Source organism: Streptomyces aurantiaciflavus (assembly GCF_049808595.1).
Lineage (GTDB): Bacteria > Actinomycetota > Actinomycetes > Streptomycetales > Streptomycetaceae > Streptomyces.
Map to the genome: position 1 here is coordinate 278,003 of NZ_JBNCAQ010000001.1, position 13,392 is coordinate 291,394.

At 69.9% G+C, this 13,392-nt stretch carries 13 protein-coding genes and 1 tRNA gene; 11 read left to right on the forward strand and 3 right to left on the reverse strand.

What is annotated here, in order from left to right; genetic code table 11:
* Positions 1 to 47 precede the first annotated feature (47 nt).
* The 7 genes from ACPT94_RS01235 to ACPT94_RS01265 all read left to right on the forward strand — a co-directional run bounded on the left by ACPT94_RS01235 (position 48) and on the right by ACPT94_RS01265 (position 8,217).
* Complete coding sequence (locus tag ACPT94_RS01235) at positions 48 to 2,369, forward strand: phage tail tape measure protein (protein WP_425244856.1); 2,322 nt, start codon at positions 48 to 50, stop codon at positions 2,367 to 2,369.
* 2 nt (positions 2,370 to 2,371) lie between these two features.
* Positions 2,372 to 5,749 carry a hypothetical protein gene (locus ACPT94_RS01240; RefSeq protein WP_425244857.1) on the forward strand — a complete coding sequence of 1,126 codons (3,378 nt, stop codon included), beginning with the start codon at positions 2,372 to 2,374 and terminating at the stop codon, positions 5,747 to 5,749.
* 12 nt (positions 5,750 to 5,761) lie between these two features.
* Positions 5,762 to 6,271, forward strand: a complete 510-nt coding sequence (locus tag ACPT94_RS01245; protein WP_425244858.1) for a hypothetical protein — start codon at positions 5,762 to 5,764, stop codon at positions 6,269 to 6,271.
* A gap of 10 nt (positions 6,272 to 6,281) precedes the next feature.
* Positions 6,282 to 6,539, forward strand: coding sequence for a hypothetical protein (locus ACPT94_RS01250; RefSeq protein WP_425244859.1), 258 nt, complete (start codon positions 6,282 to 6,284; stop codon positions 6,537 to 6,539).
* Between the two features lie 71 nt (positions 6,540 to 6,610).
* Positions 6,611 to 7,711: a hypothetical protein gene (locus ACPT94_RS01255; RefSeq protein ID WP_425244860.1), complete on the forward strand. Its 1,101-nt coding sequence runs from the start codon at positions 6,611 to 6,613 to the stop codon at positions 7,709 to 7,711.
* Between the two features lie 35 nt (positions 7,712 to 7,746).
* Positions 7,747 to 7,938 (forward strand): hypothetical protein, encoded by a 192-nt coding sequence (locus tag ACPT94_RS01260; RefSeq protein ID WP_425244861.1) that lies wholly within the window; start codon positions 7,747 to 7,749, stop codon positions 7,936 to 7,938.
* A 9-nt stretch (positions 7,939 to 7,947) separates the two neighbouring features.
* Positions 7,948 to 8,217, forward strand: coding sequence for a hypothetical protein (locus ACPT94_RS01265; RefSeq protein WP_425244862.1), 270 nt, complete (start codon positions 7,948 to 7,950; stop codon positions 8,215 to 8,217).
* Between the two features lie 712 nt (positions 8,218 to 8,929).
* Here ACPT94_RS01265 and ACPT94_RS01270 read toward each other — a convergent pair.
* Entirely contained in the window at positions 8,930 to 9,670 is a 741-nt protein-coding gene (locus ACPT94_RS01270; RefSeq protein WP_425244863.1) for a GntR family transcriptional regulator, read from the reverse strand.
* 160 nt (positions 9,671 to 9,830) lie between these two features.
* On the opposite strand from ACPT94_RS01270, the gene ACPT94_RS01275 reads away from it, so the two are divergent.
* The 3 genes from ACPT94_RS01275 (at position 9,831) to ACPT94_RS01285 (ending at position 10,999) form a co-directional block, all read left to right on the forward strand.
* Complete coding sequence (locus tag ACPT94_RS01275) at positions 9,831 to 10,199, forward strand: hypothetical protein (protein ID WP_425244864.1); 369 nt, start codon at positions 9,831 to 9,833, stop codon at positions 10,197 to 10,199.
* Positions 10,196 to 10,369: a hypothetical protein gene (locus tag ACPT94_RS01280; RefSeq protein ID WP_425244865.1), complete on the forward strand. Its 174-nt coding sequence runs from the start codon at positions 10,196 to 10,198 to the stop codon at positions 10,367 to 10,369. Before ACPT94_RS01275 ends, ACPT94_RS01280 begins: the two co-directional genes overlap by 4 nt.
* A 519-nt stretch (positions 10,370 to 10,888) precedes the next feature.
* A tRNA-OTHER gene (locus ACPT94_RS01285) sits at positions 10,889 to 10,999 on the forward strand.
* A 25-nt stretch (positions 11,000 to 11,024) separates the two neighbouring features.
* On the opposite strand, the gene ACPT94_RS01290 is transcribed toward ACPT94_RS01285, so the two are convergent.
* Positions 11,025 to 11,771: a 4'-phosphopantetheinyl transferase family protein gene (locus tag ACPT94_RS01290; protein WP_425244866.1), complete on the reverse strand. Its 747-nt coding sequence runs from the start codon at positions 11,769 to 11,771 to the stop codon at positions 11,025 to 11,027.
* A 190-nt stretch (positions 11,772 to 11,961) separates the two neighbouring features.
* Here ACPT94_RS01290 and ACPT94_RS01295 point away from each other — a divergent pair, with 190 nt between their 5' ends.
* Positions 11,962 to 12,732: an alpha/beta fold hydrolase gene (locus ACPT94_RS01295; protein ID WP_425244867.1), complete on the forward strand. Its 771-nt coding sequence runs from the start codon at positions 11,962 to 11,964 to the stop codon at positions 12,730 to 12,732.
* A gap of 15 nt (positions 12,733 to 12,747) precedes the next feature.
* Here ACPT94_RS01295 and ACPT94_RS01300 read toward each other — a convergent pair whose 3' ends face one another.
* Complete coding sequence (locus ACPT94_RS01300) at positions 12,748 to 13,128, reverse strand: S-adenosylmethionine decarboxylase family protein (protein ID WP_425244868.1); 381 nt, start codon at positions 13,126 to 13,128, stop codon at positions 12,748 to 12,750.
* Positions 13,129 to 13,392 lie beyond the last annotated feature (264 nt).

Sequence of the window (13,392 nt, forward strand, 5' to 3'; positions counted from 1 at the left end):
AGATGAAGCGGGGCCGCTGACGGGCGCCCCTGACCCAGGGGGTGCCCGTGAGCGATACGTCGCTGGTGTTCAACTTGGTGGCGAGGGACAACACCGAGCAGGGGCTGTCCTCGGCGCAGGAGCGGTTCAACAACGTGGCCACCGGTATCGGTGCCGGTGCCGCGGCCGCCCTCGGCGTCGGCCTGGCCAATGCCATGGATGTGTCTGCGGCCAACGCCAAGCTCCAGGCCCAGCTGGGCGTCGGCCCGCAGGAGGCCGCCGAGCTGTCGAAGGTCTCGGCAGCTGTCTACTCCAACGCCTGGGGTGACAGCGTCGCCACGGTGAACGATGCCATCAAGGGCGTCTACACCAACATCGGCGACGTCTCCCAGGTCGAGGGCGGCCTGGAAGGGGTCACCACCAAGGCGCTGGCGTTGGCTGACACGTTCGGCCAGGAGGTCGGGCCGACCACTGCGGCGGTCGGGCAGCTCATGCGCACGGGCCTGGCCAAGGACGCGAACGAGGCGTTCGACATCCTGACCCGGGGCTTCCAGACCTCGGCGGACAAGGGCGGGGACTTCCTCGACACGATCAACGAGTACTCCGTCCAGTTCAAGCGCGTCGGCCTCGACGGCGCCACGGCCGTCGGCCTCATCGACCAGGCGATCGACGCCGGCGCCCGCGACTCCGACCAGGTCGCCGACGCTATCGGCCAGTTCGGCGAGCTCGCCCTGGCCCAGTCCACGGGCGTGCAGGACGCGTTCAAGTCCATCGGCGTCGACGCGGACATGGTCAAGGCCAAGCTGCAACAGGGCGGCAAGAGCGGGCAAGAGGCGCTCCAGCTCACGCTGGACGCGCTGCGCGGCACCAAGGACGAGACCGTCCGGCTGAACGCCGCGACCGCCCTGTTCGGCGACCCGGGCACCGTCATGGGCGACGCACTCTTCGCGCTCAACCCTGCGGCCGCCGCAGCCTCGTCGGGCATGGACCAGGCGGCCGGATCCACGGACAAACTCGTCAAGACCGCGGGCGGAAGCGCCGCCAGCGCCATCGAGACGTTCAAGCGCAAGGCACTGATGCAGCTGACCGAGGTGAGCGGCGGGTTCCTGAAGTTCGCCATGGACAACCAGGCCGTGTTCGAGCCGCTCGCCTACACCCTGGCCGGCCTGGCCGCCACGGTGCTGCTGGTGCGCGGCGCGATGATGACGTACTCGGCGATCTCCACAGTGGTCACCGCCGCCCACACCGTGATGACCGCGTCCACCTGGACCGTCATCGGCGGCTGGCTGCGCATGAACGCCGTGGGCCTGGGCGTCTACCTCCGCCTTGGCGCGGCCGCGATGGCCTCGGCGATCAGGACCGCGGCCGCCTGGACCGGCTCCGCGCTGGTGTCGATCGGAACGTGGATCCTTGCCGTCGTCCGCGCCGGCGTCACGGCGGCCGTGCAGTTCACGCTGATGGCCGCGCGGGCGATCGCTTGGGCTGCGGTCATGGCCGCCCAGTGGCTGATCGCCATGGGCCCGATCGGCTGGATCATCCTGGCCGTCGCCGGGCTCGTGGCGCTGATCGTCGTGTACTGGGACCAGATCAAGGCGTGGACGTTGGCCGCCTGGAACTGGGTGGTCGGCAAGCTGATCTGGGCCAAGGACATGATGATCAACGCGTTCCTCAACTTCACGCTGATCGGTTTGCTGATCAAGCACTGGGGGACCATCAAGAGCACCGCGGCGTCTTGGTGGAACGCGACCGTGAACTGGATCAAGGGCGTTCCGGGGCGGATCTACAACCTGTTCCTCAACTGGTCGCTCCCCGGCCTGATCATCAAGCACTGGTCAGCCATCAAGACCGGCACGGTGACCAAGGCCACCGAGATGCTGAACTGGGTGCGTGGTCTGCCCGGCCGGATCAAGGGCGCCCTGGGCAACCTCGGCAGCCTGCTGTGGAACTCGGGCAGCGCGCTGATCAACGGGTTCATCAACGGCATCAAGTCCCGGATCAGTTCGGTGAAGAACGCGGCCAGCGACATCGTCAGCGCGGCCCGCGATTTCTTCCCGTTCAGTCCCGCCAAGGTGGGCCCGTTCTCCGGCAGTGGCTACACGACGTACTCCGGGCGGGCCCTCATCGACGACTTCGGGCAGGGCATTGCCGACCGGGTCCCGGCCCTGCGCGCCCAGCTGGGCGACCTGCCCGGCGTCGAACCCCAGCCCGTCCAGGCCACGCCGCTCACGGCCGGCATGGCACCCGTCCTCGGCGCGGCCGCAGGCGCCGGTGTCACCCGCGTCATCGTCGACGTGCGCGGCGCCGACGAGGACCTCAAGCGCCTGTTCCGGAAGATCGTCCGCGTCGACGGGCGCGGCAGCGCACAGACAGCCTTCGGGCGAAGGGAGTAGCGGTGGCGTTCCCTCAGACCCCGCTCGACATCCAGGCGGACCTGAAGATCGACGGTCTGTGGCAGAACGTCACCTTGGATGTGCTCACCCGGGACCTGATGACGATCGTGCGCGGGCGCCCCGACGAGGGCGCCCGCACCGACCCCACCAAGACGAAGCTGACGTTCAACAACGGCGCCAGCAAGGTCGCCCCGGGCGTCTCCGGCCGGTACAGCGACGGCAACCCGCTGTCCGACCTGTTCGGGAAGATCGGCCGCAACACGCAGGTCCGGGTGCACCTGCCCGCCGCCGAGTCGCACCTGGAGCTGGACGGCGACGCGACTGGCACCGTGTCCACCCCGGACGCGGCTGCGCTGGACATCACCGGCGACCTCGACGTCCGCGTGGAGTTCGACGCCGACATGACCGATGAGTCCCTCAACCAGACGCTGCTCGGCAAGTGGGGGACGACCGCGGCGGACCGGGCCTGGATGCTGCGGTACTACAACGGGCTGATCTACTTCAACTGGCTCGACGTCTCGCAGACCTCGTTGCAGGCGTTCATCGCCGTGGAGAACTACGGCGGTGGCGCCCTGCGGGTGACGCTGGACGTCGACAACGGCGCCGGCGGCTTCACCGTCCGGTTCTACCAGGCCGACACCCTGGACGGCCCGTGGCACCAGTTCTCCAGCGACCTCACCGGCGCTGGTACGACCAGCATCCAGGCCACCAACAGCCCGCTCTACATCGGCCCCACCGACTCCACCACGACCCCGCCGCGGCAGCCGTTCACCGGCATCGGCACCCGCTTCCAGGTCCGCTCCGGCATCGACGGCACGATCGTCGCCAACGCCGACTTCCGGCCCCTGGCCGACGGAGCTACCGGCTTCACCGACAGCGCGGGCCGGGTGTGGACGGTCAACGGCACCGCCGACGTCCGCAAGCGCGACGACCGGTTCGTCGGCGAGATCTCCGCCTGGCCGCCGCGCTGGGACGTCTCCGGCAACGACCGCTGGGTGCCCGTCGAGGCCGCCGGGATCCTGCGCCGCTACGGGCAAGGCTCCGCCGCCCTGCAATCCCCTCTGCGGCGCCGCATCCCCGGCTACAGCCCGCTCGCCTACTGGCCGATGGAGGAGGGCTCCCAGGCCACCCGCGCGGCGTCGCCCATCCCGGGCGTCACGCCGATGACCCTGACCCGGGTGAACTGGGCAGCCAACGACACGCTCATCAGCTCCGGCCCGCTGCCCGTGTGGGCGGCCGGCAGCGGCTCCCCGGTGGTCATGCAGGGCGCCGTGCCCGCCGCCCCAGCCAGCGCCACCGGCTGGCAGGTCGCGTGGATCTACCGGCTCGACTCCGTCCCGACGACGCTGCGCACCCTCATGCGGATCAACACCAACGGCACCGTGAACGAGTGGCGCATCCAGTCCAAGGACAGCCAGTCGAAGGTGCTCGGCCTCGACGTCGACGGCGCGACGGTCGTGGACTCGACCATCGGCACCAGCAACGACATCTTCAACACCTGGGTCAAGTCCAGCTTCCGCGTCTCGCAGTCCGGTGGCACCGTCACCTGGGCCATCACCTGGGCGGACATCAACGGCGACGCAGGCGAGGTCAGCGGCAGCTTCTCCGGGACCATCGGCCGCGTCACCGCCGTGGGCTCGCCCTCCGGCGGCTACGCCTCCGAACTCGACGGCCTGGCCCTGGGCCACGTCGGCGTGTTCGCGACGACGACGACGGCTGCCTACGACAACGCCATCAGCGCATGGACCCCCGAGGCGGCCGGCCGCCGCATGTCCCGCCTGGCCCAGGAGGAGACGCTGCCGCTATCGGTACGCGGCGTCATCGCCGACCAGGAGGAGATGGGCGCCCAGCGCATGCTCACCCTGCTCGACCTGCTCCAGCAGTGCGCCGACTCCGACGGCGGGATCCTGATGGAGCACCGGGCCCGCCCCGCCCTGCGCTACCGCGGCCGCGCCACCCTCTACAACCAGGACCCGAAGCTCGTCCTGGACTACACCGCCGAGGGCGAGGTCGCCCCGCCCCTGGAGCCCGTCGTCGACGACGCCGAGGTCGTCAACGACGTCACCGTGCAGCGCATCGACGGCTCCTCCGGCCGCGTGGTCCTCGAGGACGGCCCGCTGTCCGTTCAGGCCCCGCCCGACGGCATCGGCCGCTACGACACCACCGTCCAGCTGTCGCTCGCCAGCGACGAACAGACCGAGCCGATCGCCGGGTGGCGGCTGCACCTTGGCACCTGGGACGCACCCCGCTACCCGGTTGTCCACGTCAACCTCGCCGCCGCCCCGCACCTGATCGACGACGTGCTGAAGGTCGACCAGGGCGACCTCATCCGCATCACCAACCCGCCGCCGTGGCTGCCGCCCGGCGACATCGACCTCATCGTGCAGGGCTACACCGAGTCGTTCGATCAGTACGCGTGGGACGTGTTCTTCACGTGCACGCCGGCGGGGCCGTGGACCGTCGGTGTGGTCGGTGACAGCGTCCGTGGGCGGGTCGACACTGCGGGCAGCGAGGTCGCTGCGGCCGCCACCTCGACGGCCACCGCCCTGCACCTGCTCACCACAGCAGAACAGCGGTGGGTGACCACGGCGATCCGCCCGGCCGCGTTTCCGCTCGACCTGCGCCTGGGAGGGGAGGTGGTCACCGCCACGGCGATCACGTCCTGGCTGAACGACACCTTTGCCCGCACGGCATCGTCTGGGTGGTCCAGCCCGGACACCGGCCCGGCCTGGACCACATCTGGTGGCTCGGCGTCGGACTACTCCGTCGGCTCCGGCTACGGCGTCGCGACCCTGTCCACCGTCGACGTCTCCCGGCGGACCTCGGTCACCGCCGTGCATCCGGACTTTGACATCTACTGCGACATCACCACCTCCGCGCTGGCCACCGGTGACCACCTGTACGGGGCCGTCACCGCACGGATGCTGGACTCGGGGAACATGTACCTGCTGCGGCTGGCGTTCACGACGTCCAACACGGTCATCGCCGAACTCCGCAAGATCGTCGCGGACGTCCAGACCCTGCTCGGCTCGTACACGCTGCCCGGCGTCACGCACGTCGCCGGGACGTTCATCCGGGTCCGGTTCCAGGGCCAGGGCAGCACGCTGCGGGGCAAGGTCTGGCCGGCCGCCCAGCCCGAGGTCGACGTCTGGAACATCACCGCCACCGACACGGCGATCACGGCTGCCAACTCGATCGGCACTCGGTCGATCCGTACCGCCAGCAACACCAACGCGGCCACCGTGCAGGTGCGTTACGACAACTACCAGGTCGTCAACCCGCAGACCGCCACGGTCACCCGCTCCGTCAACGGCATCGTCAAGGCACAGACGGCGGGCACGGACGTCCACGTGGCCACCCCGTGCATCGTCCCCCTGTAGGAGGTAGCCCGCGTGTCCCAGTACCCCCAGATCTTCGCGGGCGACCTGCTCGACGCGGACCTGCTGATGTCGATGCTGCCGATCCAGGCGCGCAAGTCGGTGTCAACGCCCCGCGCGTCGACCACCACGGCGACAGCGGACCCCGAGCTCCAGGCGCAGGTCGCGGCCAACGCCGAGTACGGCTTCGCCGCGTACATCCGGTACTCCGGTGACCAGACCGGGGATTTCAAGTGCGCGTTCACCGGCCCGTCCGGCTCGTCCGGCTCGTGGGGCGCTCGCACGATGTCGACGGGCGCGACGCTCGCCACAGACTCCTCCGACGCGATCCGTACCCCCATCGGCGCTACCAAGTCGATCGGCAACATCAGCACGACGGCGGGTCAGACGATCAACGTCCAAGGGCGTCTCATCACCAGCAGCACGGCGGGGACGTTCTCGTTCGACTGGGCGCAGAACGTCAGTAATGCCACGGCCACCGTGGTCGAGGCCGACTCGTACTTCATTCTCTGGCGACTGGCTTAGGAGGCACCCTATGCAATCCGTGATCGAGCGGCTTGAGGCCGTCCAGTACGACGGCACCAACGGCGACTACATCGCCAGCACCTTCCTCAGCAACACCACGCTGGACAGCGACGACGGCCAGCTCCTCCAGCTCGTCGACGGCATGCAGGACCCCCGGATCCCTCTGGGGAGCTGGGTAATCCGACGCACCGCCGGCGTCGGCCTGTTCCTGTTCGCAGGGGCGTTCACCGACGCCGACTACCGAGCGAAGTACACCGTCCTGCCCTGACCCGCCCACCGACCCCGACCACTCGCCCCGAGCCAATGGCCGGGGCGTTTCTCATGCCCTGAGGAGGGCTCATGGCCAAGGCAGGCCCGCAGAAAATCCCGGGCGCCTCGCAGCGCTACTTCTACGGAGACGGCGGCTACTCCGGCTCCGACATGGAGGTCAACTGCGGCGTCGTCCACACCACCGAGGGCCGCACCCTGCCGTCGTACAACGGCGGCGCCATCGCCCCCACCGTGACCGGCGTGCCCGACATCAAGGCCAAGCGGATCAACTGGTACCAGCACTACGACGTCGACGAGTCCGCGCGCGCCCTCGCCAACAAGCTCGGCGGCGTCTCCACGAACACGGCGAACGCCTTCCAGATCGAGCTCGTCGGCACGTGCGACGACTCCAAGGCCAAGACCTGGGACGGCAAGCGGGCGGGCGTCGACTACCTGCACTGGCCGACCGCTCCCGACTGGGCTCTCGCCGAGGTCGCCTGGCTGGTGCGCTGGCTGTACGACTACCACGGCGTCCCGCTCACCTGCGTCAAGGACTGGATCGCCTACGGCAGGGACACGCGTCGGCCCGGCATCACCCCGGCCTCCTACGGCGCCTCCCCCGCCCGCATGAGCTTTGCCGAGTGGCAGGCCTTCAAGGGCTGGTGCGGACACCAGCACGTTCCCGAGAACGACCACGGCGACCCCGGGTCGATGGACTTCGCCCGCGTCATCGAACACGCCAGGGGCGGCACCGGTCCGACGACCACCCCGACCCCGACCGCTCCCGCGCCCACCGAGGAGACCGACGTGCCCCCGATGATGTTGGACGAGTACAACGCGCGCGACGTACAGCTGCCCTCCGGTGAGTGGGTCGGGCTCGCGGTGGCGGACGCTGTCCTCCACTCCGGACCGCGTCTGCACGCCACCCTCGTGCACGTCACGCTCGCCGACGACACCCCGGACAACGCGACCGTCGAAGGGCGCTTCTACCTGACCGACACCTCGGGTGGCTCGCCCTCGGCCTACCAGGTCGTCACGCATCAGGGAGGCGGCGGGCACCAGTTCGCCCTGTCCGGGAAGGTCCCCGCGGGCAAGCACTTGCGGTTCCAGATCCGCGTGACGACCGCGGACGAGTCTGAGACGACGCTGCTGCACCGCACCGCGACCGGCCCGTACTGGGCCGTCGACTGACCAACCCCCTGATCCTCCCACCGAAAGGAAGACCCATGAGAGTCAGCAGCATCGCCAAGAGCATCGTGTCCGGCGTCGCTGCCGGGGCCACGGCCGCGGTGACCGCCGTGCAGGACAACGTCATCACCACGGGCGAGGGCGTGACGATCGCGCTCGCCGTCCTCGGCGCGTGGGGCATCACCTACGCCGTGCCCAACCGGCCCAAGAGCACCGCGCGCAACCTGTAGGGAGCCACCTTGGACGCCACCACCCTCGGCGCAGTCCTGGCGCTGGTAGGGGTGCTGTCCGGCTCGGTGGTGGCGTACCTCGGCAAGCGGGGCGAGAACGCGACCACCCGCTGGAACGCCGAGATGGACCAGATTCAGGAGGAGCGCGACGGGCTCCGCACGCAGCTCGCCGACCGGGACAGCCGGATCGCCGAGCTGCTCGAGCAGCGCCTGGCGGACCAGGTGGAGCTCGCGCGCCTCCGCGTCAAAGTCGTCGAGTTGGGAGGCGATCCGCAGTGACCCGTGCCGAACGGGCCCTGGCCGGGCGCTGGCGCTGGATCGCCGTCACATGCTGGCTCCTCGCGTTGTCCGGCGCGGTGGTCATCGGCTGGTCCTGGTACAGCCAGCTGGCCGACGAGGCCGACCGCAGGGGCGAGGCAGTCAGCACCCTCGCCTCCGATGTCCGCATACTGCGCCAGCAGGTGAAGGCGGCCGGTGAGACACCGCGGGTGCCGGATCCGAGTCAGGCCGTCGAGGACCTGGACGACCGCACCCGCGTACCCGTACCCATCCCGGGGCCCCGTGGCCCCCAGGGAGAGACAGGCGAGCCTGGGACGCCAGGTGAGCCCGGCCCGTCGGGATCCCCTGGGCAGGACGGGACAGACGGCGCGCCAGGCACACCCGGGGCGGACGGCGCTCAAGGGCCAGCAGGACCACAAGGCCCGGCGGGCCCGGCTGGAGAGACCGGGCCGCAAGGTGAGCAGGGCGAGCAGGGTCCCCGCGGTGAGCAAGGACCGCCCGGCCCGGACTGCCCTGAGGGGTACACCTTGCAGGCCCCGGCCTGGGACGCCGATGCCCTGGTGTGCCGCAGGACCGGCGCGCCGTCTGACAGCGACAGCCAACCGTCATCCCCGCTGGCTATGGCTCTCGATCCGCAGCGCCGGCAGTACCCGTGAACGCGTGTGCCCCCTCTCGCCTTCGGGCGGGAGGGGGCGTTTCGTCGTGTCCGGGGTCAGTCGTCGAGGTCGATGACGAAGTCCACCACCGTCGTGTCGCCCCTGCGGACGATCGGGTGGGCAACCTCGACGATGCGCCCGGTGTCGGCGATGTGCCGACGCGTGTAGCGCAGGACTGGGACACCGGCGCCCACGCGGAGGGTTGCAGCTTCCATCTCGGTCGGCATACCTGCGGTGAAGGACTCCGTGATCCGGGTGACACGGATGCCAACGCTGGCCAGCTGGGCCTTGGTGCCGCCCGGCCAGGGCTCGTTGATCGGATCGGCGACTGGTGTTCCTGCGACGTCAGACCACCGGACGTAGCTGGTGCTCATCTGGGTCGGCTGGTCGTTGTCGTAGAACACGAAGTGGCGGGCCAGCAGCCGCTCACCAGGCTCGCACTCGAACAGAGCGGCCAGCTCGGCGTCGGCTGATACCCGCTCGAATCGCTTGTCCAGCCTGTACTCCGACCAGCCGATCCCCTGGTCCCTGGTGAACGGCGTGCTCCTGGCGCCAGGGGTGGAGCGATAGCGGTCAGCAGCCATGCGGTGGATCGGCGGCCGCGGGCGGACGCGCGTTCCAGCGCGGGCCCGCGTCTCGATCAGACCCTCGTTCGAGAGCAGCCGTAGCGCGTTGCGGATGGTGGTCTGCGAGACGTCCCCGTACTCACGGCACAGCGCGGGCAGCGTCGGGATCTGATCACCTGGCCCGAACTCCCCGGTGGAAATGCGGCGCCGCAGGTCGGCGGCGATCCGCACGTACTCAGGCTGTGCCACCGCTGCACCCCATTCCGAGTGATCAGGTCAATCTGAGTACACATACTTCCCGTTCCACTTGACCAACGCCAATCCCGGGGACAATCTGAGTACAGATAACGACTACCTGTACTCAGATAACCCTGCCTGCAAGGGGACAGTCATGCCCGAGTCGGGACATACGTGGCGCAAGCCCTTCAAGGCCGAGCCCATCGAGGCGCGCCACGTCCGCCTGTGGACAGCAGGCCGCGTGACGCACCCCGACGCCCCCCTGATCGCCAGCGAGCTGTTCGTGGCCGTGCTCGCTTCGGGCGCCGCGGCGGTCGAGATGACGCTTTCGACGGCCGGCGCCCGCATCCGCATCACCGCGCAGGGTTCCGACCCGCTCCCAGTCATCAGCAGCCACGGCCCCGGCTGGGCCCTCATCAGCGGCCTGGCTCACACCACCGGGCTCACCACCGACGAGCGCGGGCTGTGGGCCCAGCTGGGGGCGACCAGGAAACTCATCGAGACCGAGGTGAACCAGGCATGAGCCGCATAAGCGCCGGCGTACAGCTGGCCCAGTCCCGGGCCGACGAGGCTTACCGCCGCCTCATGGACCACTGCCTCGGCTGCGCGCCGTGCAGGGCCAAGGAGGAGTGCCCGGACTCCCTGTTACTGCTCCGCGCCTGGAGCCAGGCGCACAGGGCGGTGCGCGGATGATGTGCGACCGATGCGGCCAGCCGATCCGCGCGGGCCAGCCCTACGAACAGTTCACCCCCGACGTCGGATCGGGCGCCGCTGCCACGGTGCTGCTGCATCGGGCCCGCTGTCGCCCGGCATCGCGACAGCGGACGCCGGAACCGCCTGTCGTTCTCACCGAGTCCACCCGCTCCCGGGCGCGTCGCCGACCGCCCCGGTAGCGGGTCCTCGCGGCCGCCCTCGCCCCCCGTCGGGGGCGGCCGCCTCCACACAGAAGGCTCACATGACGTGCACACGATCGCCCGTGTCCCCTAGGTGATCTTCCCGTTGGCATATGTGGATAGCTGTGTGGCCATGATCCCGAAGCCACCCCCCACCGCGAGCGGGACCTGGCAGGCGCTTCTCTGCGAGGTGCGCCGCTCCGCCCGGATGACGGAGCCCGGTCCCAGAGCCGCCCCCGGCCCACTACGGTGGGCCGGGGGCGGTGCCATGCTGGGACCAGCGAAATGCGGACAAGATGAGCCGCGAGATTGGCCAAGCGCCCCCCGTAAGTTTGGTCATCCGGAACCTGCAAAGATGCAGGTAAGCGCAGCGCTAATGCCTGCGCACCTTCTAAGCGCTTGGCCGCAGGTTCGAGTCCTGCCGGGGGCGCCCAGATCCCTTCACCCGGTCGTCGTCATCTCCCCGGGCCGTACGCGGCCAGCGCGGTCGACGCGTCGCGCTGCTCGAGCCGCATTCCGCTCACCCCCACGACCACGGCCGATGCCGGATGCACCGTGCCAACGATCATGTCCGCCATGGCCAGTTCGGGCCGCTCGGCGAGCTGGTCCGGCCAGGCGAGCACGGCCGGCGGCGCATCCGGAGCGGACACTTCCAGTCCCCGGAGCGGCACGCGCAGGCCCACACCGAGCGCCTTCAGTACGGCCTCCTTGCGTGTCCAGGTGCGCAGGAAGGCGGAGCGCCGCTCGGCGGCCGGGCGGGCGTACAGGGCCGTCAGTTCGGCGCCGCTGAGGGCGCTCGGCGCCACCGTGTCGAGGTCGAGGCGCACGGCGTTCTCCTCGACGTCGAGGCCGACCGCCGCGCCACGGCAGACGGCGACCCCGATCACCTCCCCGCTGTGGGTCACGGAGAAGTCGACGTCGGCGTGCTCGGACGCCTGCGACACCGCCAGTCGCGCCTTGCCGTGCGGGCCGCCGCAGCGAGGGCACACGCGGCGCAGGGGGACGTCGGCGGGGGGCAGGCCGAGGAGTTCGCCCAGGGCCAGGCGGCTGAGTGCGCAACCGACCAGAAATCGCCCCCTGTTGGCGTAGTCGGCGGTCGCCTCGTACCGGGCACGCTCCACGGGATCGAGCAGCCCCAGGAGCCCCGCATGCCCGTCGGCCCGACGCGCCCACCACACCGGAACCGCGTGTCGCCCTGTCACATGCCTCACCCTGATTCGACGATCGGCCCACGCCCTACACTCCTGCCCGCCCCGCACGACCTCGCCCGAACGACGCCACACCCGAACGACCACTCACGCGACCACTCGGACGACGACCGCTCGGACGATGACCACTCGGACGACGACCGCTCGACGCACGATTCAGACGACAACAGGGGGAAGAAGCCGGATGCGCCTGCACACACGGGAGTGGGGGACGGGTGAGCGTCTCGCCGTCCTCGTCCACGGCATCATGGCCGACCATCGCACCTGGCACGAACTGGTCCCGGTCCTGACGGGCCGGGGCTACCGCGTCCTCGCCGTGGACCTGCGCGGCCACGGAGCCAGCGCCCGCGGGGCGTACGCGCCCGAGTTGTTCGCCGAGGACCTGCTGGACACGCTCCCGCGCCGCCCCGAACTGGCGCTGGGGCATTCGCTGGGCGCGCTGGCCCTGGCCCTGGCGGTGGAGGAGCTGGCGCCGGACCGTGCGGTCTACTCGGAGCCCGCCTGGCGGCTGGCCGGTTCCCTGGGCACCCTGGACCCGGCCTTCTTCACGCTCTTCAAGCGCTCTCCCCGCCTGCTGACCAGCTTCTCCCGCCCGCCGGCGCGAGTCCGCCCGGCGGGCGCCCCACCGGCGACCAGCTCCGGCCAACCGACGGACGACGCACCGTTCGGCGACCGGGAATCCGTACGCATCGCCGCCGAACGCCAGGCTCTCGACTCCTGGGACGAGAACACCGCCCTCGCCCTGTCCTCCTACCGGCTCGTCGACCACACCCCGAAGAAGGCTCTGGTGCGTTCCCTGGTCCAGGTCTCGGACCCGAGCCTGCTCGTCAGCGCGGAGATGAGGGCGGAACTGGTGCGACGCGGTTTCGAGGTGCGTACGGTGCCCGCGGCGCCGCACGCCATCCACCGCGACCATTTCGACGCGTTCGTCGCGTCGCTGTCGGGGTGGTTGTGACGGTGACTCGGCGGATCAGTGCACGGCGCGCAGCATGCGCGTCACGTTGATTTTCGTCGGCGACAGGCCGAGCTCCACGCTCTGCATCATCCGCTCGCCGTTCAGCCGGCCGTACGCCAGCAGATCGACGTTGGCCAGGCTGAATTCCGGCCAGGTGTGAATGCTGAGATGGGACGCGGAAAGCAGCAGAATGGCAGTGACGGCACCATTCGGGAAAACATGCGAGGCTTCACCGAGAACCTGGGCATTTCCCTTTTCGGCAGCCATACGCAGCACCTGGAGGAGGCGCTTTTCGTCGGTCAGGATGCTGTGGTCGCTCACCCACACGTCGACGGCGTAGGAGCACAGATCGTCGACGTTTATACCCTCGGTGGCGAGGCTGGCGGAGTTGGTCATGGGGAACCGGGGGTCGTGAACCGCTGCCCCCGTCTCCTTTCAATAGATCTGCGCTGGTCCGCGCGGCCGAAGCGGAAGGTTTCGAGGCCGATAACCGGCGCTCGGTGCTGCCCAGCGTAGCATCCGGGGAGCTACGGGGCTCCCGCGCGCACGGCGTCAAGGGAGCCACCCCCGCCCCTTCCCCTCGCTCCGGACATTCCACCTGGGCATTCCGGAAGGAATTCACCGGATATCACGGGAACAGCCACAGAAAAACTCCGGAGG